The 23,382-nt window shown below is 60.5% G+C and carries 21 protein-coding genes; 11 read left to right on the top strand and 10 right to left on the bottom strand.

What is annotated here, in order from left to right:
- Positions 1-10: 10 nt before the first annotated feature.
- Entirely contained in the window at positions 11-994 is a 984-nt protein-coding gene (locus tag AC1D11_RS10020; protein ID WP_477646305.1) for a TRAP transporter substrate-binding protein, read from the bottom strand.
- A 122-nt stretch (positions 995-1,116) separates the two neighbouring features.
- Between AC1D11_RS10020 and AC1D11_RS10015 the strand changes: the two genes are divergently transcribed.
- The 11 genes from AC1D11_RS10015 (at position 1,117) to AC1D11_RS09965 (ending at position 13,895) form a co-directional block, all read left to right on the top strand.
- Positions 1,117-2,070 carry a LysR family transcriptional regulator gene (locus tag AC1D11_RS10015; protein WP_477646304.1) on the top strand — a complete coding sequence of 318 codons (954 nt, stop codon included), beginning with the start codon at positions 1,117-1,119 and terminating at the stop codon, positions 2,068-2,070.
- A gap of 121 nt (positions 2,071-2,191) precedes the next feature.
- Positions 2,192-3,457 carry an ABC transporter substrate-binding protein gene (locus tag AC1D11_RS10010; protein WP_457280039.1) on the top strand — a complete coding sequence of 422 codons (1,266 nt, stop codon included), beginning with the start codon at positions 2,192-2,194 and terminating at the stop codon, positions 3,455-3,457.
- A 35-nt stretch (positions 3,458-3,492) separates the two neighbouring features.
- Positions 3,493-4,359 carry a branched-chain amino acid ABC transporter permease gene (locus AC1D11_RS10005; RefSeq protein WP_477651003.1) on the top strand — a complete coding sequence of 289 codons (867 nt, stop codon included), beginning with the start codon at positions 3,493-3,495 and terminating at the stop codon, positions 4,357-4,359.
- A gap of 2 nt (positions 4,360-4,361) precedes the next feature.
- Positions 4,362-5,378, top strand: a complete 1,017-nt coding sequence (locus tag AC1D11_RS10000; protein ID WP_477646302.1) for a branched-chain amino acid ABC transporter permease — start codon at positions 4,362-4,364, stop codon at positions 5,376-5,378.
- Positions 5,375-6,085 carry an ABC transporter ATP-binding protein gene (locus AC1D11_RS09995; RefSeq protein ID WP_477646301.1) on the top strand — a complete coding sequence of 237 codons (711 nt, stop codon included), beginning with the start codon at positions 5,375-5,377 and terminating at the stop codon, positions 6,083-6,085. Before AC1D11_RS10000 ends, AC1D11_RS09995 begins: the two co-directional genes overlap by 4 nt.
- A gap of 2 nt (positions 6,086-6,087) precedes the next feature.
- Positions 6,088-6,792, top strand: coding sequence for an ABC transporter ATP-binding protein (locus AC1D11_RS09990; protein ID WP_477646300.1), 705 nt, complete (start codon positions 6,088-6,090; stop codon positions 6,790-6,792).
- A 56-nt stretch (positions 6,793-6,848) separates the two neighbouring features.
- Positions 6,849-7,616 carry a putative hydro-lyase gene (locus AC1D11_RS09985; protein ID WP_457280044.1) on the top strand — a complete coding sequence of 256 codons (768 nt, stop codon included), beginning with the start codon at positions 6,849-6,851 and terminating at the stop codon, positions 7,614-7,616.
- 49 nt (positions 7,617-7,665) lie between these two features.
- Complete coding sequence (locus AC1D11_RS09980; protein WP_477646299.1) at positions 7,666-8,628, top strand: TRAP transporter substrate-binding protein; 963 nt, start codon at positions 7,666-7,668, stop codon at positions 8,626-8,628.
- An 18-nt stretch (positions 8,629-8,646) separates the two neighbouring features.
- The gene (locus AC1D11_RS09975) at positions 8,647-9,249 is read left to right on the top strand and encodes a nuclear transport factor 2 family protein (RefSeq protein ID WP_477646298.1); all 603 of its coding nucleotides are present in this window, start codon (positions 8,647-8,649) and stop codon (positions 9,247-9,249) included.
- A 57-nt stretch (positions 9,250-9,306) separates the two neighbouring features.
- Complete coding sequence (locus AC1D11_RS09970) at positions 9,307-12,939, top strand: hydantoinase B/oxoprolinase family protein (protein ID WP_477646297.1); 3,633 nt, start codon at positions 9,307-9,309, stop codon at positions 12,937-12,939.
- 410 nt (positions 12,940-13,349) lie between these two features.
- Positions 13,350-13,895, top strand: a complete 546-nt coding sequence (locus AC1D11_RS09965; RefSeq protein WP_477646296.1) for a DinB family protein — start codon at positions 13,350-13,352, stop codon at positions 13,893-13,895.
- 116 nt (positions 13,896-14,011) lie between these two features.
- Here AC1D11_RS09965 and AC1D11_RS09960 read toward each other — a convergent pair whose 3' ends face one another.
- From AC1D11_RS09960 to AC1D11_RS09920, 9 genes are all read right to left on the bottom strand, one after another.
- Positions 14,012-14,572, bottom strand: coding sequence for a ComEA family DNA-binding protein (locus AC1D11_RS09960; RefSeq protein WP_477646295.1), 561 nt, complete (start codon positions 14,570-14,572; stop codon positions 14,012-14,014).
- A gap of 129 nt (positions 14,573-14,701) precedes the next feature.
- Positions 14,702-15,706 (bottom strand): ADP-glyceromanno-heptose 6-epimerase, encoded by a 1,005-nt coding sequence (rfaD, locus tag AC1D11_RS09955; protein WP_477646294.1) that lies wholly within the window; start codon positions 15,704-15,706, stop codon positions 14,702-14,704.
- Between the two features lie 27 nt (positions 15,707-15,733).
- Positions 15,734-16,681, bottom strand: coding sequence for a D-glycero-beta-D-manno-heptose-7-phosphate kinase (gene rfaE1 / locus AC1D11_RS09950; protein WP_477646293.1), 948 nt, complete (start codon positions 16,679-16,681; stop codon positions 15,734-15,736).
- A 122-nt stretch (positions 16,682-16,803) separates the two neighbouring features.
- Positions 16,804-17,949 carry a lipopolysaccharide assembly protein LapB gene (gene lapB / locus AC1D11_RS09945; protein ID WP_477646292.1) on the bottom strand — a complete coding sequence of 382 codons (1,146 nt, stop codon included), beginning with the start codon at positions 17,947-17,949 and terminating at the stop codon, positions 16,804-16,806.
- The gene (locus AC1D11_RS09940; protein WP_457280053.1) at positions 17,939-18,223 is read right to left on the bottom strand and encodes a LapA family protein; all 285 of its coding nucleotides are present in this window, start codon (positions 18,221-18,223) and stop codon (positions 17,939-17,941) included. The genes lapB and AC1D11_RS09940 overlap by 11 nt, the downstream gene beginning before the upstream one ends.
- A gap of 63 nt (positions 18,224-18,286) precedes the next feature.
- Entirely contained in the window at positions 18,287-18,601 is a 315-nt protein-coding gene (locus tag AC1D11_RS09935) for an integration host factor subunit beta (protein WP_348043247.1), read from the bottom strand.
- Positions 18,602-18,664: 63 nt separating this feature from the next.
- Positions 18,665-20,350: a 30S ribosomal protein S1 gene (gene rpsA, locus AC1D11_RS09930; protein WP_457280054.1), complete on the bottom strand. Its 1,686-nt coding sequence runs from the start codon at positions 20,348-20,350 to the stop codon at positions 18,665-18,667.
- Between the two features lie 150 nt (positions 20,351-20,500).
- Positions 20,501-22,489 (bottom strand): bifunctional 3-phosphoshikimate 1-carboxyvinyltransferase/cytidylate kinase, encoded by a 1,989-nt coding sequence (locus AC1D11_RS09925; protein WP_477646290.1) that lies wholly within the window; start codon positions 22,487-22,489, stop codon positions 20,501-20,503.
- 11 nt (positions 22,490-22,500) lie between these two features.
- Positions 22,501-23,379: a prephenate dehydrogenase gene (locus AC1D11_RS09920; RefSeq protein WP_457280056.1), complete on the bottom strand. Its 879-nt coding sequence runs from the start codon at positions 23,377-23,379 to the stop codon at positions 22,501-22,503.
- Between the last annotated feature and the right edge of the window lie 3 nt (positions 23,380-23,382).

Raw genomic sequence — 23,382 nt, 5'->3', positions numbered from 1 at the left:
GTTGTATGTCTTACTTCTTCGCGGCTTTGAGCTTGTTGAAGTTGGCGATGATGGCTTCGCCGTCAGGGCCGGCCTTTTTCACCCAGTCGGCCTGCATGATGGTGCCGACTTGCTTCATGTCGGAGACCAGCTTGGCCGGTGGCGTGACGATCTTCATGCCTTTGTCGGTCAGGGCCTTCTTGTACCACTCGTTCTTTTCCTCGCTGAGCTTCCAGCCGCGCACTTCGGCGTCAGCTGCGGCCTTGGTCAGCGCTGCCTGCGTGGCGGGGTCCAGCGCATCAAAGGCTTTCTTGTTGACGATGACGGCGTTCTTGGGCAACCAGGCCTGAGTGTCGTACCAGTACTTGATGCTTTCATAGGTCTTGGAGTCGTAGCCGGTGGAGCCCGAGCTCATGTAGCTTTCCACCACGCCTGTGGCCAGTGCCTGCGAGAGTTCGGCCGCCTGGATGGTGACCGGCTGCGCGCCGATCAACTCGGCAATCTTGGCGGTGGCCGGGCTGTAGGCGCGCCATTTGATGCCACGCAGGTCTGCTACCGAGGCGAGCTCTTTCTTGCTGTAAATGCCTTGCGGTGGCCATGCCACTGTGTAGAGCAGCTTCATGCCCTGCGTGCCGAGCAGCTTGTCGAGTACGGGCTTTTGGGCTTCGTAGAGTTTTTTGGAGTCAGCGTAAGAGGTGGCCAAAAAAGGAATCCCGTCCACACCGTAAATCGGGTTCTCGTTTTCAAAATTGACCAGCAGCACCTCACCGATCTGGGCCTGGCCGCCTTGCACCGCACGCTTGATTTCGTTGGCCTTGAAGAGCGAGGCGTTGGCGTGCACCGTGATCTTGAGTTTGCCGCCGCTGGCCTTGTCGACGTCGGCCGCGAACTGCGTCAGCGTTTCCGTGTGGAAGTTGCTGGCTGGGTAGGCGGCTGGGAGGTCCCACTTGGTCTGGGCGAAGGCGTTGGCGCCGAAGGCGAGAGCGGCGGCCACCAGGGTGACTTTGAATTTCATGAAAAGCTCCAGGACAAGGAATTAATAAGTAGTAATAGGATAGACGCAAATCCCGCGCCAGTTCACCGGGCATACCCCGAAAAACCGGCGCCTACCTGTTTCCTCGACCCTGGGGCCCCTCCATGAACCTGCGTTTTGTTGAAGCTTTCTATTGGGTGGCATCGCTCAAAAGCATCTCGCGCGCCGCGGAGAAGCTCTACCTGACGCAGTCGGCCATGTCCAGCCGCATCGCCACACTGGAAGAAGAGCTGGGCATCCTGCTGCTGGACAGGCGCGACAAGCAGTTCAAGCTCACCGTCGCGGGCGCGCGTTTCCTGGTTTATGCGCAAAAGCTGCTGGAGCTGCAGCGCGAGGTCAAGCATGAGATGGGTTCGGGTGCGGCGATGGCGGTATCGATGCGCATAGGTGCCATCGAATCGGTGCTGCACTCCTGGCTGATTCCCTGGCTCGAAAAGCTCCGCGTAGACCACCCTGGCCTGGAGCTGGAGCTGACGGTGGAAACCACCCCCATCCTGATGGACCAGGTGCAACGCGGCACGCTGGACCTGGTCTTCGCCGCATTGCCCGCATCGGCGGACGGTGTGCGCAACCAGGCCCTGCCGCCCATGGATATGGCTTTTGTGGGGAATCCGGCGCTGCATAAAAAAAGAAATTATCGGCTGGATGAACTTGCGGAAATGGAATTGCTGACGTTCCAGAAAGGCTCGCAGCCGCACGTCACGCTGATCGACCTCTTCAAGCAGCACCGCATGGAGCCCAAAAAGGTGCATGCCATTTCATCCATTTCCGCGATGGTCCAGCTGGTGCAGGGCGGCTTTGGCGTGGCCCTGCTGCCGCGCATCGCAGTGCAACGCCTGACAGGTTTCGCCAGCCTGAAATTGCTCACCTGCGACACCCGTGTGAAGTCGCTGCCGATCCACGCGAGCTACCGCACCGACCCGACTTCATCGGTGGTCGAGACGGTGGTCAGGTCGGCGGTGCAATTTGCCGCGGAGAGCACCGGCGCCAGCACCAAAACGGGTCGAAAGCCGGCAGCAAAAGTTGCCAAAACAAGCAAAAAAGGTGCATCAGGGTAAATACTAATCATCGAAAAAATCGATGACGTAAGCAAAAAATTACTTGTTTGATTTCGTCATTTGCTAATCGCACACTTCGCCACATGTCATCCAACCGTCATGTTTTTACGAGGAGTGCGTCATGAAGAAATCTTGGTGGGCCAAAGTGGCCGCAGTGTTGCTATCAACCGGCATGGCCTTCGGCGTGCATGCACAGCAAGAGATAAAAATCGGTGTGCTTTATCCGCTCACCGGGCCGGCCGCATCCGTGGGTGCCGAGCTGCGCAGCGCGCTGGAACTCGCCGCCGACATCATCAATAACGGCGCACCCGGTGTTTCCGAGCTGCCGCTGTCTGCCGGCAAGGGCTTGCCCAACCTCAAGGGCGCAAAGATCAAGCTGGTGTTTGCTGACCACCAGGCCAATCCGCAGACGGGTGCTACTGAAGCCGAGCGCCTGATCACACAGGAAAAAGTCGTGGCACTCGTGGGCGCCTACAACAGCGCCGTCACCGCCACGGCCAGCCAGATCGCCGAGCGCGCCGGCATCCCTTTCCTGAACCCTGAATCGTCGTCGGCATCGCTCACGCAGCGCAACTTCAAGTGGTTCTTTCGCACCACGCCGCACGACGACCTGTTTGTGCACAACGCCTTTGATTTCCTGAAAGAACTCGAAGCCAAAAAAGGCATCAAGGCGGGCGTGGTCGCCAGCCTCAACGAGAACGGCTTGTGGGGCACGGAAACCACCAAACTGCAGACCAAACTCGCGCCCGAGTTCAAGCAGAACCTGGTCAAGCAGGTGATGTACCCGGCCAAGACCACGCAGCTGACTTCGGAGGTGCAGACGCTCAAGGCGGCGAACCCCAACCTGGTGCTGCAGTCGTCGTATACGGCCGATGCCATCCTGTCGATCAAGACGTACAAAGAGCTCGGCTTCTCGCCGGACATGATCCTGGCGAACAACGCGGGCTTCACCGATACCGATTTCATCAGGACACTCGGCAAGGACGCCGACTACATCATCACGCGTGAAGTCTGGGCGCTGGACCTGGCCAACCGCAATCCTCTGATCAAGCAGGTCAACGACCTGTTCAACAGCCGCTACAAGATCAACTTCACCGGCAATTCCTCGCGCACTTTCACCGGCCTGATGGTGATGGCGGACGCCATCAACCGCGCGGGCTCCACCGAGCCCGAAGCCATCCGCAAGGCGCTGGCCGCCACCGACATGCCCGGCAGCAAACTGATCATGCCGTGGAAGGGTGTGAAGTTCGATGCAACCGGCCAGAACACCCTGGGCCAGGGCATCCTGGTGCAGATCATCGGCGGCAAATACAACACGGTCTGGCCGTTCGACATGGCCTCGCGTGAAGTGACCTGGCCCATGCCCAAGTGGGACCAGCGCAAATAAGCCGCGCGTTTTGACCTGAAAGCCAAGAGACAACCATGACTACGGAAATATTGCTTCAGACGCTGGCCTCCGGCGTGCTGATTGGGCTGATTTACGCGCTGGTGGCTATCGGCCTGACCATGATTTTCGGCGTCATGGACATCGTGAACTTTGCGCACGGGGAATTCCTCATGCTGGGCATGTACTCGGCCTTCTGGCTGTTTTCCCTGTATGCGCTGGACCCCATGATCACCTTGCCGCTGACGGTGCTCATGCTGTTCGGCTTCGGCGTACTGCTGTACAAGCTGGTGATTGTTCGCATCATCAACGCGCCCATGCTGTCGCAGATCTTCACGACCTTCGGCATCATGATCCTGCTGCGCGGCGTGGCCCAGTTCCTCTGGAAACCGGATTTCCGCTCCATCGAGAATTCGGCGGTCAGCGGAACGGTCAAGCTGTTGGGCGTGCAGCTGGGCAAGCCGCAGCTGGTCGCCGGGGTAGGGGCCGTCGTGGTCACCGGCCTGATTTACTTTTTCCTCAACAAGACCCGGTTGGGCGCGGCTCTGGAGGCTACTGCCTCCGACAAGGAAGCCGCACGCCTCATGGGTATTGACTCGCACAAGATGTTCTCGCTGGCCTGGGGCATAGGCGCGGCCTGCGCCGGCGCAGCCGGTGTGCTGCTGTCCACTTTCTTCCCGATTTTTCCGGACGTCGGCGCGAGCTTCATCCTGCTGGCTTTTGTGGTGGTCAACCTGGGCGGTTTCGGCAGCGTCTCGGGCGCCTTCTGGGCCGGCATCCTGGTCGGCGTGATCGAGGTCATGGGCGGCCTGCTGCTCGGCCCGCAGTACAAGACGGCCATCGTGCTGGTGCTGTTCCTCGGCGTGCTGATGTTCCGCCCGCAGGGCCTGATGGGCAAGGCATGATCATGAAGCAACTCATTTTTGTCATCGCAGCGCTGGCGCTTGCCCTGGCTGTTCCCGCTGTCACGGATGCCTCGCACCTGAACATGGCGATCCTGATTCTCATGGCAGCCCAGGTGGGTGTAGCCTGGAACATCGTGGGCGGCTATGCGGGGCAGGTGTCCCTCGGCCATGCGGCTTTCTACGGACTCGGTGCCTATGTCTCGACACTGCTGCTGGTCAAGTTCGGCATCAATCCCTGGATAGGCGTGCTAGCTGGTGGTTTGGTGGCAGCCTTGCTCAGCCTGGGTTTTGGCTGGTCCTGCTTCCGGCTCAAGGGCCACTACTTTGCGATGGCCACCATCGCCGTGGCCGAGCTGGTGCAGATTTTCTTCACCGAATGGGATTACGGCGGTGCGGCGGTCGGGCTTTACGTGCCGATGGACAAACAAGGCTGGCTCTGGCTGAACTTCGCTACCAAATTGCCGTACTACTGGCTGGCACTGGGGCTGCTGATCATCACCTTGGGCGCGAACTGGTGGATAGAGCGCAGCTACCTCGGCTACTACTTCAGAGCCATCAAGGATGAACCCGACGCGGCCCGCAGCATCGGCGTGAATATCGCCCGCTACAAGCAGGTCGCGCTGTCGGTCAGTGCTTTCCTCACGGCAGTCGGCGGCAGCCTGTATGCACAGAAAGAGCTTTACATCGACCCGAACTCTGTGCTGTCGACGGCGCTCTCCATCAAGATGGCTCTGGTGTCCATTCTCGGCGGTGTAGGTACCTTGTTCGGTCCGGTCGTGGGTGCCGTGGTGCTGACCAGCATCGAGGAGTTCACCCGCATCGCCTTCGGCGGGACGGGCCGCGGCACTGACGTCATCATTTATGCGAGCCTGATTATCGTGATCGCAGTCTTTTATCCCACGGGCCTCATTGGCTGGCTGCGCAGCTTCCGGGAGCGCCGTGAGGCACGCGCCGATGCATCGCGGCAGATGGCGGTGCCCACCGCTGCCGTGCAGAACGCCGGCAAGGAGGCTGTATGAAGTTGCTGGAAGTCAAACAGGTCAGCAAGCGTTTCGGCGGGCTGGTCGCCAACCAGGATGTTTCCTTCAGCGTGGACGCCGGGCAGGTGGTGGGCCTGATCGGCCCCAACGGCGCCGGCAAGACCACCATGTTCAATTGCGTGGCGGGGTTTTTCGCTCCCACATCGGGCAGCATCATGCTGGGCGGCCGCGACATCGCAGGCCTGCCGCCCGAAACATGCGCCCGTGCCGGTGTGGCACGTACTTTCCAGATCGCGCGTACCTTCACCAGCATGACGGCCTGCGAGAATGTGATGACCGCGGCCATGCTGCTGCAGCACAACGTTGCGAAGGCACGCCGGGCTGCCATGGACTGGCTGGCTTTTGCCGGGCTTGAACGCTTTGCCGACCGGCCTGCCGCCAGCATGACCATCAGCGAGCAGCGGCGCCTGGCCGTGGCGCGTGCGCTGGCCATACAGCCGCGTATCCTGCTGATGGATGAAGTGATGGCGGGCCTCAATCCGTCGGAAGTTCGCGAAGCGGTCGACGTCGTTCTCAAGATCCGTGACAAGGGCATTGCGTGCCTGATCGTCGAACATGTGCTGGAAGGCATCATGCCGATCGCCGACAAGATCGTCGTGCTGGACCGCGGCGTGAAGATCGCCGAAGGCACGCCGCAGCAGGTGTCGAACGACGCTGCCGTGATTACCGCCTACCTCGGGGACTGAAGATGCTGGAAATCAAAAACCTCAAGGTCTGCTACGACGACGTGCTGGCCATCTCCGACGTCAGCCTCCAGGTCGAGCCCGGCAAGATCGTGGCGCTGGTAGGCGGCAACGGCAACGGCAAGTCCACCACCTTGCGCGCTGTGGCAGGCCTCAATGCCGCCGCAGCGGGCAGCATTACCTTCAACGGTGAGCCGGTTCACCGCATGCCGGCGCACAAACGCGTTCCGCTGGGCCTGTCGCTGGTGCCGGAAGGCCGGCGCCTGTTTCCCCGGCTGACAGTGCTTCGCAACCTGGAGCTCGGTGCCTTCACACGGACCGACAAGCACGAGGTGGCGCAGGGCATTGAAGAGATGCTGCAGCTGTTCCCCATCCTCAAGGAGCGCGCCACGCAACTGGCCGGCACCATGAGCGGCGGTGAGCAGCAGATGCTGGCCATCGCCCGTGGGCTGATGGCACGGCCCAAGCTGCTGATGCTGGATGAGCCTTCGTGGGGCATCGCGCCCAAGTTTGTGACCAAGGTGCTGGAGGTTATCCAGCAGGTCAATGCCACCGGTGTGTCGATATTGCTGGTGGAACAGAACCTGCAAAAAGCCCTGGGCATCGCGCATTACGGCTATGTCATCCAGACCGGCCGTATCGTGATGCAGGGCAAGGGTCATGATCTCCTCAATGATGACCGGATCAAGAAGGCCTACCTGGGCCTTTGAAGGCAGAACCCGCCGTACCGCCCCTTTTATTTCTATTGCCAATACGCTTTTCAACCATGAACAAGATTTTTGATCGTCCCGCAGACCTCCGGATGGCCAGCCGCTGCGGCGAGTTTGCCCTGCCCACCGCGGGACATGCGAACGGCCATATCCAGGCCAACCTCATGATCGTCCCCCAGGCCCAGGCCTTTGACTTCCTGTTGTTCTGCCAGCGCAACCCCAAGCCCTGCCCATTGGTGGAGGTTCTGAAGCCGGGCGCCACGGAGCCTTTGTGCGCACCGGGGGCGGACATCACGACCGACATTCCGGGTTACCGCGTTTACCGCGACGGCGAGTTTGTCGAGGAGCGGGACGAGATCCGTTCGATCTGGAAGGACGACTATGTGGCCTTCCTGATCGGCTGCAGTTTTTCTTTCGAGGCCGCGGTCACCCAGGCCGGCATTCCCCTGAGGCATGTCGAGCAGGGCCGCAATGTCTCGATGTTCCGTACCAGTCTCCAGTGCCAGCCTGCTGGTGTGTTCAGCGGCGAAATGGTCGTCACCATGCGACCCATCAAGAGTCGCGATGTGGCAAAGGTGGTGGAGATTTCTGGCCGGTTTGACGTTGCGCATGGTGCGCCCGTTCACATCGGCAATCCGGAGGCGATCGGCATCACCGACCTGTCGCGACCGGATTACGGCGATGCAGTCGACATCAAGGATGATGAAATCCCGGTGTTCTGGGGTTGCGGCGTCACGCCGCAATGGGTTGCCCAGAAGAGCCGACTGTCGATGTGCATCACCCACGCGCCGGGCAAGATGTTTGTGACAGACCTGAAAGGGTGAGTTCCATGCACCCGCCGCCGGGCTAATTCTCAACTCCCAAGGAGTTCCCATGAAAGCAGTTTTAATAGCCGTGCTCGTCGCGGCGGGGGCGGCGCACGCCCAGACAACCTGGAAGCTGGCCACGGGCTACCGGGCAGAGTCCTTCCATACGCAGAACCTCCTGCAGTTTGGGCGCGATGTGGATCTGGCCACGCGCGGACAGCTGGTCATACAGGTGTACCCCAACAACACCCTGGCCAAGCTGGCGGACATCAGCGCGGCCGTGCAGCAGGGAAAGGCCGAAGCGGGCGAGACCATCATGGCGAGCATGGTCAAGGAAATTCCGCTGGCGGGCGCGGACTCCATTCCCTTCGTCGTGGCCTCCTACAAGGACGCACAACGCCTCTGGAAACTGCAGCGGCCAGGCCTTGAAAAGCATTTCACCGAGCATGGCATGAAGCTCCTGTACGCAGTGCCGTGGCCGCCGCAAGGCCTGCATTCGAACAAGCCGGTGCGGGGCCCGACAGACTTTCGGGGCACCCAGATGCGCACCTACAACCAGACTACCATGCGTATCGCGGAAATGCTGGGCGCCAAGCCGGTGGATGTGACCATGGTCGATGTGGGCAAGGCATTGGCCGAAGGCCGGATGGACAACATGATCACGTCGGCGCTGACCGGTGTGGAGAACAAGGTGTGGGGTCCGATCAAGTATTACTACGAGATCAATGCCTGGTTCCCCAAAAATGCGGTGTTTGTGAACAGCAAGGTCTTCGATGCACTGAAGCCCGAGACGCGCGCCGCCGTGCTCAAGGCGGCGGGTGAGGCGGAAGTCCGCGGCTGGCAGGCCAGCCAGGCGCTGGCGACCAGCGCGACCGAGGAATTGCGCGCCAACGGCGTGAAGATAGAACGCATTCCCCCCGAGCTGGACACTGAGATCAAGCGTATGGGCGAGAAGTTCTCGCGCGAGTGGATACGATCGGTGGGCAATGAAGCCAATGATATTTTCGTGCCGTACTACATGCCGCAATAAGCACAGGCTTCGAATCGCATGAAAACTCCTTCCGCATCCATCGCCGCCTACCTTCATGCCAAGGATGGCAACCGGCCTCACCTGCTGGCGCAAGCCTTTACGGACGATGCCCTGCTGCAGGTCACCGTCCACACCGGTGCGATCTCGTTTCCCCCGGTGTCCCGGGGAAGGGACGCCATCGGTGAGGTGCTGGTGCGCCGGTTTGGCCAATCCTATGAAAATGTCTACACCTTCTGCCTGGGCTCGCCGCCGGAGGCCGGCGCGCAGGTGTTTTGCTGTGACTGGCTGGTTGCCATGACGGAAAAAGACAGCCGCGCCGTGCGGGTCGGGTGCGGCCGCTACGATTGGTGTTTTTCGCCGCCCTCATCTCTGGCGGAAAGCCTTTCAATCACCATCGCGAGCATGCAGACCCTGCCGGCCTCGCACACCGACGAGGTAATGGGTTGGGTCGCCGGTCTTCCCTATCCCTGGTGCCCGGCTTCGACGTCCCTGCGGGGCGCGCCAGACATCCAGCACCTGGCGCCGGTACTTGGGTACATTGGCAGGGCGCAGATGGCCAATTTTCCGGACAAGAAGTCCCGGCCGGCAACGCCTCACAGCGTCGTGCCAAGCCAGGTCTGACAGCAGCAAGATCCATCAAGATCAGCAAAGAACACGTTAACTTTGAAATTAAAAACCATGCAAGACACCACTTCAAAACCGGGCGGCGACCGTTGGCAATTCTGGATAGACCGCGGCGGCACTTTCACGGACATCGTGGCCAAGAAGCCCAATGGTTCGCTGGTCACGCACAAGCTGCTGTCGGAAAACCCGGAGCAGTACCGCGATGCAGCGGTGGCCGGCATCCGCCACCTGTTGGGCCTGAAAACGGGCGAACCGATACGCGCCGACGTGGTGGACTGCGTGAAGATGGGCACCACCGTGGCGACCAATGCACTGCTGGAGCGCAAGGGTGAGCCGACATTGCTGGTGACCACGCGCGGCTTTAGGGATGCGCTGCGCATTGCCTACCAAAACCGCCCCCGGCTGTTTGACCGCCACATCGTGCTGCCCGAATTGCTTTACAGCGCGGTGGTGGAGGCCCAGGAACGTGTGGGCGCGCAGGGCGAGGTGCTTCAGGCGCTCGACGAAGTGCTATTAAAAAAGGAGCTGCTTGCGCAGTACCAGAAAGGGCTGCGAAGCCTTGCGATTGTTTTTATGCATGGTTACCGGTTCACGGAGCACGAAAAAGCCGCCAAACGCATCGCGGCCGAGGTGGGTTTTACCCAGATCAGCACCTCGCATGAAACCAGCCCGATGATGAAGTTTGTGAGCCGTGGCGACACCACGGTGGTGGACGCCTACCTCTCCCCCATCCTGCGCCGTTATGTGGAGCAGGTCGCCAGTGAGATGCCGGGCGTGCGCCTCTTTTTCATGCAGTCTTCCGGTGGGTTGACCGATGCGCACGTATTTCAGGGCAAGGACGCCATTCTGAGCGGCCCGGCGGGCGGCATTGTGGGCATGGCCCGCACGGCCGCAATCGCCGGGCATGCCAAGGTCATAGGCTTTGACATGGGCGGCACCTCCACCGACGTGTCGCATTACGCCGGGGAGTTCGAGCGCGAATTCGAGACCCAGGTCGCCGGTGTGCGCATGCGGGCACCCATGATGAGTATCCACACCGTGGCGGCGGGCGGCGGCTCCATCCTCAAGTTTGACGGCGAGCGCTTCCGGGTTGGTCCACAGAGCGCAGGCGCCAACCCAGGCCCCGCCAGTTACCGGCGCGGTGGCCGCCTGGCGGTGACCGATGCCAACGTGATGGTCGGCAAGGTGCAGCCGCGCTACTTTCCGAAAGTATTTGGTCCCAATGCCGATGAGCCGTTGAGTTACGAAGCGGTAGAGGCCCAGTTCAACGAACTGGCCGGGCAGACCGGGCGCAGTGCCGAGGTGGTGGCTGAAGGTTTCATCAACATCGCGGTCCAGCAGATGGCCAACGCCATCAAGAAAATTTCAGTGGCACGCGGCTATGACGTGACACGCTACACGCTGCAATGCTTTGGCGGTGCGGGTGGGCAGCACGCTTGCCTGGTGGCTGATGCGCTGGGCATGACCAAGGTGTTTGTGCATCCGCTGGCGGGTGTGCTGAGCGCCTATGGCATGGGCCTGGCCGACCAGAATGTGATTCGTGAGCAGGCGGTGGAGCTCAAGCTCTCGGCCGCCGTGCTTCCGGAAATTGCCGACAAGCTCAACTCGCTCGCTGCAACGGCAGAGGCCGAGCTGCAGCGCCAGCAGGTCAGCACCGGCAGCATCACTACGCATCACCGCGTGCATGTGCGTTATGAAGGCAGTGACTCGGCGTTGATCGTGCCCTTTGGTACGCTGGACGAGATCGAGTCCGGCTTTGAAGCGGCTTACCGCCAGCGATTTGCCTTCCTGATGCAGGGCAAGGGCCTGGTGGTTGAGGCCGTGTCGGTAGAGTCCGTGGTGGCGGGCGACGCGCCTGCCGAGCCGCGCCACACCACGCATGAGCCGCGCGAAGTATCTCGCCGCGAAACCGTGCGCATGTACTCGGGCGGCCAGTGGCACGACGCCGCGCTGGTCGTGCGTGAAGACCTGCGGCCGGGCGACATCATCTCGGGGCCGGCCATCATTGCCGAGAAGAACGCCACCACGGTCGTGGAACCGGGCTGGGAAGCCGCGCTGACGGCGCTGGACCACCTGGTGCTCGACCGCCGGGCTGAACGTGCCGTGAAATTTGCGGCGGGCACCACGGTAGATCCGGTGCTGCTGGAGGTCTTCAACAACCTCTTCATGAACATTGCCGAGCAGATGGGCCTGCAGCTGCAGAACACCGCTTACTCGGTCAACATCAAGGAACGCCTGGACTTCAGCTGCGCGCTGTTTGACACCGAAGGCAACCTGATCGCCAATGCGCCGCACATGCCGGTGCATCTGGGTTCCATGGGCGAAAGCATCAAGACGGTGATTCGCGAGAACGCCGGAAAGATGCAGCCTGGCGATGTGTACGTGCTGAACGACCCTTACCATGGCGGCACGCACCTGCCCGACATCACCGTTATCACACCGGTCTACCTTGGTGCGGCCACACAGCCGACGTTTTATGTCGGTTCGCGCGGACACCATGCCGACATCGGCGGCACCACGCCCGGCTCCATGCCGCCGTTCTCGACATTGATTGAAGAAGAGGGCGTGCAGATCAACAACGTCAAACTGGTGGAACGCGGCGTGCTGCGCGAGGCCGAAATGATTGCGCTGCTCAAAAGCGGCAAATACCCGAGCCGTAACCCGCAGCAGAATATGGCCGACCTGAAAGCGCAGATCGCCGCCAATGAAAAGGGCGTGCAGGAGCTGCGCAAGATGGTGGACACCTTCAGCCTGGAGGTGGTGCTGGCTTATATGCGCCATGTGCAGGATAACGCCGAGGAGTCGGTGCGCCGCGTGATCACGCGCCTCAAGAATGGCGAGTTCACCTTGCCGCTGGACAACGGCGCCCAGATCAAGGTGTCCATTCGCGTTGACGTCAAAGGGCGCAGCGCCGAGATCGACTTCACCGGCACATCGCCGCAGCAGACCAATAACTTCAACGCGCCGACGGCGGTGTGCATGGCCGCAGTGTTGTATGTGTTCCGCACGCTGGTTGACGACGACATCCCGCTGAACGCCGGCTGCCTGAAGCCGCTCAAGGTCATCATCCCACCGGGCTCCATGCTCAACCCGAACCCGCCGGCTTCGGTGGTGGCGGGTAATGTGGAAACGTCCACCTGCATCACCAATGCGCTTTACGGCGCACTGGGTGTGATGGCAGCCGGCCAGTGCACGATGAACAACTTCACGTTCGGCAATGCCCGTCACCAGTACTACGAAACCATTTCGGGTGGGTCGGGTGCCGGCGGAAAGCTGGATGATGCGGGCAAGCTGGTGTCGGGTTTTGATGGCACCTCTGTTGTGCAGGCGCATATGACCAATTCGCGGCTGACCGACCCGGAGGTACTGGAATTCCGCTTCCCGGTGCGGCTGGAAAGCTACGAGATTCGCCAGGGTTCCGGCGGCGCGGGCCGGTGGCAGGGCGGCAACGGCGGTGTGCGCCGTGTCCGCTTCCTGGAAGCCATGACGGCCAGCATCCTGTCGAACGGGCGCAAACATGGCGCCTTTGGCATGGCCGGCGGTCAAGCCGGGCAGGTCGGGCAAAACGTTGTGGTTCGGGCGCAAGGCCAGATCGAAACACTGGGCCATATCGGGCAGGCCGAGATGCAGCCCGGTGATATTTTTGAAATCCATACGCCGGGCGGCGGCGGCTTCGGGAAAGCTTGATGCCAATCACGGGCCGGTGTATGCCGGCCTGCTTCCCAAGCGGAGCGACCGCGCAGCTGTGACGGGTGGGTAAAGCGCCTGCCCGTTCACGCGTGCGCCTGATCGTCATTCGCGAAGTCATCTGCTCAGCCGCCCGTAACACTTGGGGCTGGCTTTAGTACCTGCAAACGGCTCGACGCTGTGCTTCGCGGACGCGCCGTAAACTGGACCTCCCTCCCGTTTAGCACTATCTTTTTTTGCATGGCAACGATCGGCCATCGCCAGGACAGTGGAAAATCTGCAGTGGAGCCAGCGCACCTTGTGACGGGGCCAGGCAGGCTTTTAGGGGTGCGGAATGCCGTAATTTCAAATGAAATCCGGCCCTGGGCCAATCAATACGGGCGCGAGCAGCTATCAATTCAGGAGCATGTATGACCGGTGCATTTTCCGACAACTACCGACTTCTGGCTCAATACAACCGCTGGATGAATGAACGGCTGTATGACGCCTGTGAAACCCTGTCGGATGAGGAGCGCAAGCGTGAGCGCGGTGCCTTTTTCGGCTCGATCCATCACACGCTGGGCCATCTTGTCCTGGCCGACCAGGTCTGGCTCAGGCGCTTTGCACAGTGCGGTAATGAGAACGGAATCCGTTTCACGTCGCTGGGCGCTGAAGTGCTGGACATGCCGCAGGCCTACACACTGGACATGGTGCTCTACGAAGACTGGGCCGGGCTGAAAGCCAAACGGCAGCAGCTCGATGGTGCCATCGAGCAGTGGGCTGCCGACATGCCTGAGGCTTACCCGGCCATGACCATGCGCTACGCCAACTCGAAAGGGGTGCAGCGCGAACACGGGGTCTGGAAGGCCCTCACGCATTTTTTCAACCACCAGACACACCATAGAGGGCAAGTGACGACACTGGTCACGCAGGCTGGTGCAGGGGTGGGAGTGACGGACCTGATTGCGCTGGTGTAGAGGTCTTTAAATTGCTATGAAATAGATAGCTGCTTGCGCCCGACCCTAAAGGGTTGGAAGCCAAAATGAACATAAAAAAACCCGCTATGAGCGGGTTTTTTATGGGTGCGGGCCAATTACTTCTTGGCAGCGCTTGCGGCAGGCTTGGCTGCCTCAACCTTGACTTCGGTCTTGGTTTCTTTTTTGGCGTCTTTCTTGGCGTCTTTTTTGGACGTTACCGCCTCTTTGGCATCTTTGGCCGATTCCACCACGGCGTCTTTGGTCGCGATAGCCGCGCCCTTGACTGCATCCTTGGTGGCGATGGCTGCGTCTTTGGCCTTTTCAGTGACCGGCTTGTCGGCCTTCTTGCTGGCTTTGGCATCCGCTTTGGCTTCGGCCTTGGTTTTTGCCTTGGCATCTGCGGCGGCCGGGCCGGTATAGGCGGCACCGCCAACGGTCAGCCCCGCGGCGGAGAACTCGGCTGCGCGTTTGTCTCCAACGCCTTTGACGCGGGTGATGAAGTCATCCCAGTTTTTGAACTCGCTTTTCTTGCGCTCGGAGATGATCAGCTTGGAGGTGACGGGGCCGATGTGTTTGATGCCGTCGAGTTCGGCCTCTGTGGCTTTGTTGACGTCGACCGCAGCAAAGGCTGCAACGAGAGACATGGCGGCGAAAAACGCCAGTACTTTCTTGAACATGGAAATCTCCTCAATGGTGAGTGACGAAGCGCGTTATGCATCCTGTGAATAAGAATGCTGTGTTTATAACGGCCCGGTTTCACACCGCGTTGACCTGCCTGGCGCGATTGGGTTGGGGAACCCCAGGCTTCAGCGATTCTTGCCCAGCCACTGCATGTAAGCAGTTACACCCGCTTTCACATCAGCAAAAACATGGTCGCACCCAGCGGCACGCAGGGCGCCGAGGTCGGCCTGCGTGTAGCTTTGGTATTTACCCACCAGTGCCGGCGGGAAGGTGATGTAGTCGATGAGTCCGCCGCGCACGGCATCTTCCAGGCTCAGCGCCGCGGCATCCTGCCCTTTGCGCAAGGTGTTCACGACGGCGAGCGCGACATCGTTGAAGGGCTGGGCCTTTCCGGTGCCGAGGTTGAAAATGCCGGATTGTTCTGGATGGTCAAAAAACCAGAGGTTCACGGCCACCACATCGTCGATGAAGACGAAGTCGCGCATCTGGCCGCCGGCGCCGTAGCCGCCGTATTCACCAAACAGCTTGACTTTGCCTTCCGCCTGGAACTGGTTGAACTGGTGAAAGGCCACGCTGGCCATACGGCCCTTGTGCTGTTCGTGGGGGCCGTAGACATTGAAGTAGCGAAAGCCCGCAACCTGGGTGGCTGCGCCTTCAAACCGGTTGCCGAGTTCACGCCGCAGGCGCTGGTCAAAGAGCAGCTTGGAATAGCCGTAGACGTTGAGCGGCCGCTCGAACTCCGGCGACTCCCTGAATGTGTCGGACCCGCCGTAGGTGGCGGCCGAGGAGGCGTACAACAGTCGCGTGCCCTGGTCCTGGCAGGCATGAAACAACTCGCACGACAGCGTGTAGTTGTTGTCCATCATGTACTTGCCGTCGGGCTCCATGGTGTCGCTGCAGGCCCCTTCATGGAATACCGCTTCGACCTGGCCATAAGCGCCTTCGGCAAACAGGTCGTAAAAATCGTCGGCATCCACATAGTCGGCTATCTGCAGGCTGGCCAGGTTGCGAAACTTGTCGCCCTCGGTCAGGTCGTCGACGGCGATGATGTCGTCGATACCGCGGGCGTTGAGGCCCTTGATGATATTGCTGCCGATAAAGCCGGCCGCGCCCGTCACAACTATTTTCATGATGATTCCTTTAACTTGGGCCGCAATTCAATGCGCAGCAAAAAGCTCGTCGTAACTGACCGTTGCGGTACCAAATTTGCCAACCACGATGCCGCCGGCACGGTTGGCAATAGGCACCGCATCACGAAGGCTCATGCCCGTGGCCGCCATGGCAGCCAGTGTGGCGATCACCGTATCGCCGGCGCCGGTGACGTCGAACACCTCACGTGCCACGGCCGGTACATTCAACTCACCCTGGGCGTCAAACAGTGTCATGCCTTCTTCGCTACGTGTCAGCAGCAGGGCATCAAGATTGAGTGCGGTGCGCAGGTTGTGGGCTTTGGTGCGAAGCTCGGCTTCGTCGCTCCAGGTACCGATCACGTGCTCGAGCTCGGCGCGATTCGGCGTAATGATGCTGGCGTTTTTGTAGCGCGCGTAGTCCGCCCCCTTGGGGTCGACCAGCACCACCTTGCCGGCAGCGCGCGCCTGGGCGATCATCAGCACGATATGTGCGAGGCCGCCCTTGCCGTAGTCGGAAAAAAGCACTGCGTCGTGCTGCGTGTGCAGTTTTTCAAATGTGGCGGACTGGGAGGCGAGCACCTCGTTTTCCGGTGTGTTCTCGAAGTCGAGCCGGATCAGCTGTTGCTGGCGGCCAATGACGCGCAGCTTGACCGTTGTTTTGAGCCGTGCATCGCGGCCAAAGTAAGGGGCGATGCCGGTTTTTTCGACCAGCGCCTCCAATTGGTGGCTGGCCTCATCGTCACCCACTACGGTCAGCAGCGAGGCTTGCGCGCCCAGCGTGACGATGTTGTAGGCCACGTTGGCAGCGGCGCCTATGCGCTCTTCGGTGCGCGTGACACGTACCACGGGCACCGGGGCCTCAGGCGAGATGCGGTCTACCGCGCCGTACCAGTACCGGTCGAGCATGGCATCGCCCACCACGAGGACACGGGCCTTGGCGATTCGTTCTGCGGATAGTGTGGGGATAGTGGTCATGAATGTCTGTATTCAAGCTAGGAATAGCGTGGAACCGGCTTTGCCGGGCCACAGCTGTTGCCCCTGCAAGGGGGAGGAGGCGAAGCCTCCACGGGGTGTGCCGTAACTCTCCACGGGGGTGTTCATAGTTCTTCTATCCGGCGGGTCGGGTAGCTGTCCCAGGCCTGGCAGCCGGGGCAGTGCCAGAAGTGCTGCGTGGCTTCAAAGCCGCACGCGGCACAACGATAGCGCATCAAGGGCTTGGTTGCCTGACCCAGCGAGCGCTGCACCAAGGCGTGGTGATGCTCATCCTGGAGTTTTTCCCCTTCTATCCACTTGCCGGCGGCGACCAGGGACGCCTGGCGTTCCATGTGCCTGGCATACCACTGGCGTGCCGACGCAGGGTCTTTTTCCAGTTTGACGATGGCTTCAACCACGTCGATGGACGGTGCGTTGGCGTAACTGGTCTTCAGCAATTCCAGTGCGGCGGCTTCCTGGCCGCTTGCCTGGGCGATATTGGCAATCAAGCCGGCGGCAAGCGGCAGGCCTTGCGGCGCCAGGCCTTCCAGCTTTTGCAATGTGTGCAAAGCGTCCTGTGGCTTGCCGAGCTGGTGCTGCAGTTTGGCCAGGTCAATCAGCGGGCGGGCCGACACCGGGGCCATGGCCACAGCCTGCTGCAATGTCTCCAGGGCCTGGCTGGTGTCGCCTGCCGCCGCGGACGCAATGGCCTGCTCGCAGAGGTAATGCGCCTGCCGGGCACTGAAGCTGCCATGACTGGAGGTGCCCAGTCTGGCGGCGATTTCGGTCGCGTTAGGCCAATCGCGCGAACGTTCATAAATGGACAGCAATGCAAGCCGGGCCTCTTCCTCGAACGGCGTTCCCTCCAGTTTGCGCAGTGCGATTTCGGCACGGTCGAGCAGGCCGGCCTTGAGGAAATCCAGGGCCAGTGCATGCTGGGCGCGGTCGCGTTCCGGTTGCGTCAGGTCGCCGCGCGACATCAGGTGTTCGTGCACCCGCACGGCGCGTTCGTATTCACCGCGGCGGCGGAACAGGTTACCCAGGGCGAAGTGAAGCTCGGACGTGTCGGGGTCGTTCTGTACGGCTTCGATAAAGGCATCAATGGCCTGGTCCTGCTGCTCATTGAGCAGAAAATTCAGGCCCTTGAAGTAGGCTTTGGGTGCCTGGCGGTTTTCGATACGCAGTTGCCGCAAATCCAGTCGCGAAGCCAGCCAGCCCAGGGTAAAGGCGATCGGAAACCCGAGCAGGACCCAGGTGAAATCAAATTCCATGGTGGAGCGTGGAGGGGTCTTCGGTCACGGTGTGGGGGCCCATGGTGGAGGAGGCATATTTGGCCGATCTGCGCTTTTTCCACCAGCGCGGCATCATGACAAGAATACCGAGCGCCAGTCCGCAGGCGAAGACACTCAGGACAACCAGCACCAGAGGTGCTCGCCACATCGTGCCAAAGAAAAAATTCACCGAAACCGTTTGCTGGTTATTCAGTGCAAAAGCAAACAGCGTAAAAAAAATGGCTGCCTTGAGCAGCCACATGAGGTATTTCACTTGGTCATCCCCCGTGGTGGTCTCGCGATTGTAGCCAGACCACCGGGGGAAAACAGCAAGACCTTACTTCGGATCCGTGACCGCCAGGAGCTCCTGGGTACGGGCATCCACCGCTTCCCGCAACGCCTTGCCCGGCTTGAAATGGGGCACCCGTTTTTCGGGGATGGCCACGCTTTCACCGGAACGCGGATTGCGGCCCATGCGAGGCGGGCGGCGGTTGATGGAAAAACTGCCAAATCCCCTGATTTCGATCCGGTGGCCGCGCACCAACGCGTCGCTCATGGCATCAAGAATCGTCTTGACGGCATATTCGGCGTCGCGGTGCGTCAGCTGGCTGAATCGGGCTGCCAGTTCTTCGACAAGATCGCTTCGGGTCATGGATAAAGTAGCTGTACAGCGATGCAACCCGCCGGGGGCGCATCACACCGCTGCACGGTCGCCTTACTTTTCGTTGTTGTCCAGCTTGGCGCGCAACAGGGCGCCAAGGTTGGTCAGGCCGGCGCTTTCACGCGAAGACTGCTGGCTCAGGGTTGCCATGGCTTCCTGCTGGTCAGCGTTGTCCTTGGCTTTGACCGACAGCTGGATGTTGCGGGTCTTGCGATCCACATTCACCACAACTGCGGACACTTCGTCGCCTTCTTTCAGCACGTTGCGCGCGTCTTCGACACGGTCACGGCTGATTTCGCTGGCGCGCAGGTAGCCGATGATGTCTTCGCCGAGATCGATTTCAGCGCCCTTGGCATCAACAGTCTTGACCTTGCCGGTCACAATCGCGCCCTTGTCGTTGATCGACACGAACGTGGTGAACGGATCGGAATCCAGCTGCTTGATGCCCAGGGAGATGCGCTCGCGGTCGACGTCGACTGCAAGAACGATCGCTTCGACTTCCTGGCCCTTTTTGTAGTTGCGAACGGCGGCTTCGCCGGGTTCGTTCCACGAGAGGTCGGACAGGTGCACGAGGCCGTCGATGCCGGCAGCCAGGCCCACAAAGACGCCGAAGTCGGTGATCGACTTGATCGGGCCCTTGACACGGTCGCCGCGCTTGGTTTCCTGTGCAAATTCTTGCCATGGGTTGGCCTTGCACTGCTTCATGCCCAGGCTGATACGGCGCTTGTCTTCGTCGATCTCGAGGACCATGACTTCGACTTCGTCGCCCAGTGCCACGAGCTTGCTCGGTGCCACATTCTTGTTGGTCCAGTCCATTTCGGACACGTGGACCAGGCCTTCGATACCTGGCTCGAGTTCAACAAATGCGCCGTAGTCGGCGATGTTGGTGATCTTGCCGAACAGGCGCGTGCCTTGTGGATAACGGCGGTTCACGCCCATCCATGGGTCGTCACCCATCTGTTTCAGACCCAGCGAGACACGGTTCTTTTCGGTGTCGAACTTCAGGATCTTGGCCACGATTTCCTGGCCAGCCGTCACCACTTCGCTTGGGTGACGCACGCGGCGCCATGCCATGTCGGTGATGTGCAGCAGGCCGTCAATGCCGCCCAGGTCAACGAACGCACCGTATTCGGTGATGTTCTTGACGACGCCCTTGACGGAGGAGCCTTCTTTCAGGGTTTCCATCAGCTTGGCGCGTTCTTCGCCCATGCTGGCTTCGACCACGGCACGGCGTGACAACACGACGTTGTTGCGCTTGCGGTCCAGCTTGATGACCTTGAATTCCATGGTCTTGTTCTCGTACGGAGACAAGTCCTTGATGGGGCGGGTGTCGATGAGCGAGCCGGGCAGGAAGGCGCGGATGCCGTTGACGAGGACGGTGAGGCCGCCCTTGACCTTGCCGCTGGTCTGGCCGGTGACGAATTCGCCGGATTCCAGGGCTTTTTCCAGGCTCATCCACGAAGCCAGGCGCTTGGCCTTGTCGCGGGACAGCAGGGTGTCGCCATAGCCGTTTTCGACGGAGTCGATGGCCACGGAGACAAAGTCGCCGACCTGGACTTCGAGTTCACCCTGGTCGTTCTTGAATTCTTCGAGCGGCACATAGGCCTCGGACTTCAGTCCGGCGTTGACGACGACGTGGTTGTGGTCGATGCGAACGACTTCAGCGGTGATGACTTCACCGGTGCGCATTTCAGAGCGCTGGAGCGATTCGTTAAATAGATCGGCAAAAGATTCAGACATGATTTTCCTCATCCACACAACAGGGTTCCAATAGCGGAATTGCTATTGTTTTTATAGCTGCTTGCGGCGGTTGCTTGCGGCCAGACGTTGAATAAGGCTGCGGGTTACGTTAATGAACCTGCTGACCAAGCGCAGGGTGCGCGTCGGGGGTCAGAAGGGCCGGGTGCCTTGCCACCAGTCAATCACATGATCAACCGATTTTTCAATCGACAGATAGGAATTGTCCAGGGGACGGGCGTCATCAGCAGGCTTCAAAGGGGCGGCTTTTCGCGATGAATCACGGGCGTCACGTGCCTCTAAATCTTGCTGAATCTCGCTGATTATAGCTGAATTTCCCTTTGAAATCAACTGCTTATGCCGTCGTTCAGCGCGGTGCCGGGCGCTGGCCGTCAGGAAGATTTTGAGCGGCGCATCGGGAAAAATGACGGTTCCCATGTCCCGCCCGTCTGCTACCAGCCCGGGCAACCGCCGGAAACTGTGTTGTAGGGTCAGCAGTGCGGCGCGAACCTGGGGATGAGCTGAGACCCGGGAAGCGGCCATCCCGGCAGCTTCGGAGCGGATGGCTTCTGACACATCTTCCGCCCCGAGGAAAATCCGGTCGCCCTGAAAACGAACCGGCATGGTACTGGCGACTTGGGCGACAGCCGCCCCGTCGTCGAGCGAAACGTCGGCACGCAGGGCGGCAAATGCGCTCAAGCGGTACAAGGCGCCGGAGTCAAGATAGTGGTAGCCGAGTCGTTGGGCCGTCAAGGCTGCCAGGGTACCCTTGCCCGAGGCGGTGGGGCCATCGACGCAAATCACCGGAATATGGTTGACATCTGCTTTGACCGCCATGAACAGGGCCTCGAAGTAGTCCGGAAATGTTTTGCCGACACATTTGGGGTCAAGAATCCGGATGGGCAACCGGGCCGGGTTGAAAGCGGCCAGCGAAAAACACATGGCCACGCGGTGGTCGTCGTAGGTGTGAATGGGTGCGGTTTTCCATTCGCCGGGCAGGGGCGGAGTGATTTTGAGGTAATCCGCTCCTTCTTCCACCGTGGCGCCGAGCTTTTGCAACTCGCAGGCCATCGCGGCGATGCGGTCGGTTTCCTTGACGCGCCAGCTGGCGATGTTGCGCAAGGTGGTGCATCCCTCGGCGTACAGCGCCATCACGGCCAGCGTCATCGCGGCATCGGGAATATGGTTGCAGTCCAGATCAATCGCCTTGAGCGGCCACGCACCGCGCGAGATGCGCAATGAATTGGGCGTGCTGTCGATTTGCGCGCCCATCATTCGTGCGGCCTCCACGAAACGGATGTCGCCCTGAATGGAGTCTGCCCCGACCCCCAAAACTTCTATGCCATTTTGGCCTGCAGCGCCCGATGCTATTGCGCCAAGCGCTATGAAATAGCTAGCAGAGGAGGCGTCGCCTTCAACGTGGATTTCTCCGGGCGACTGGTAGCGGCTGCCGGCGGGGATGACGAACTGCTCCCACCCTTTGCGCTGCACGTCAATGCCGAAACGTTTGAGCAGCTTGAGCGTGATTTCAATGTAGGGCCGTGAAATCAGCTCCCCCACGACCTCAATGCAGATGTCGTCAACAGCCACAATGGGCAGAGCCATCAGCAGGGCGGTCAGGAACTGGCTGGAAACATCTCCGCGCACCCGGATGGGGTCTTTCAGGTTCAATTGGCCGGAACGCAGGCGCAGGGGCGGAAAACCTTCATTTCCCAGGTAGTCGATTGAGCAGCCCAGCTGCCGGAGGGCATCCACCAGGTCGCCGATAGGCCTTTCGTGCATACGGGCCACGCCCGACAGCTCAAATTCCCCGCCCAGCAAGGCCAGAGCGGCCGTCAATGGACGCATGGCCGTACCGGCATTGCCCAGAAACAGCTTGACCGGTGTGTGGACGTTGCGGCCGCCAAGGCCGGTGATCATCGCGGTGCTGCCCTCTTGTTTTACTTCGCAGCCAAGCTGCCTGAGCGCCGTCAGCATCACGGCGGTGTCGTCAGACGCCAGGAGATCGTGAACTGTGGTTTCCCCGCGGCTCAGGGCAGCCAGCAACAAGACGCGATTGGAAATGCTTTTGGATCCGGGCAGGCGGACAGTGCCTCCCGCTCCACTGAGGGGCGGGATGTCCAGGAACTCGATGTCGAACATGAATCGCAGGTTTATTTATGCGATTTTTGGGAGGAGATGCGCCAGTTGGCGCGCGTCTCGCTGGCTTGCTCAATGAGCGCTTCCAGGCCGTCGCCGTTGCTGCTCGAAATGAGTACTTCGAGGGACTGCAGGGTCTGCTGAAAGATCTTGGACTGCGCCAGCAACTCTTCGCGGTTGGCAATCAGGATGTCGCGCCACATTTTCGGATCGCTCGCAGCGATGCGTGTGAAGTCGCGAAAGCCGGGCCCGGCCAGGGACATGTAGTCCTTCCCGTGCTCCTGTCCGGTAATGCCGTTGATCAGTGCAAAGGCGATCAGGTGGGGCAGATGGCTGACTGCGGCGTACGCAGCGTCATGTGCCTGCGGTGACATCTTGAGGACATGGCAGCCCATGGCGGTCCACACATCGGTGGCTTTTTGCAGCTGGACCGTGAAAGTCCGTTCTATGGGCGTCAGGATGACCTGCTTTCCGTTGTAGAGGTCTACATCGGCGTGCTCGACACCCGACACCTCTTTGCCGGTAATGGGATGGCAGGGGACGAAAGAGCCGACGTTGCCCTGCAGGACCCGTCGTGCGGCATCGACCACGTCGCGCTTGGTGGAGCCGACATCCATGATCAGGGTGTTTGGGCCAACAAGGTGGCGGATCGCCTTGAAGGTGGCTTCGGTTGCAGAAACCGGCACCGCCAGCAAAACAATGTCAGCCCCCGAGACCGCCAGCAGGGCGGAAGGTGCCTCTACGTCAATGACACCCATCTGGCGTGCGCGCTCAGTCGTAGAAGGCGACTTGCTATAGCCCACCACGCGTTTGACCAGGCCGGCGCGCTTGAGGGCCAGCGCAAAAGAACCGCCCATCAGGCCGCATCCAATGAGACCTAATTGTTCAAACATGTC

The organism is Polaromonas sp. P1_E11 (assembly GCF_056405995.1).
The sequence above is the reverse complement of the archived record's forward strand: the minus strand, read 5'-3'. Positions and strand labels throughout refer to the sequence as shown.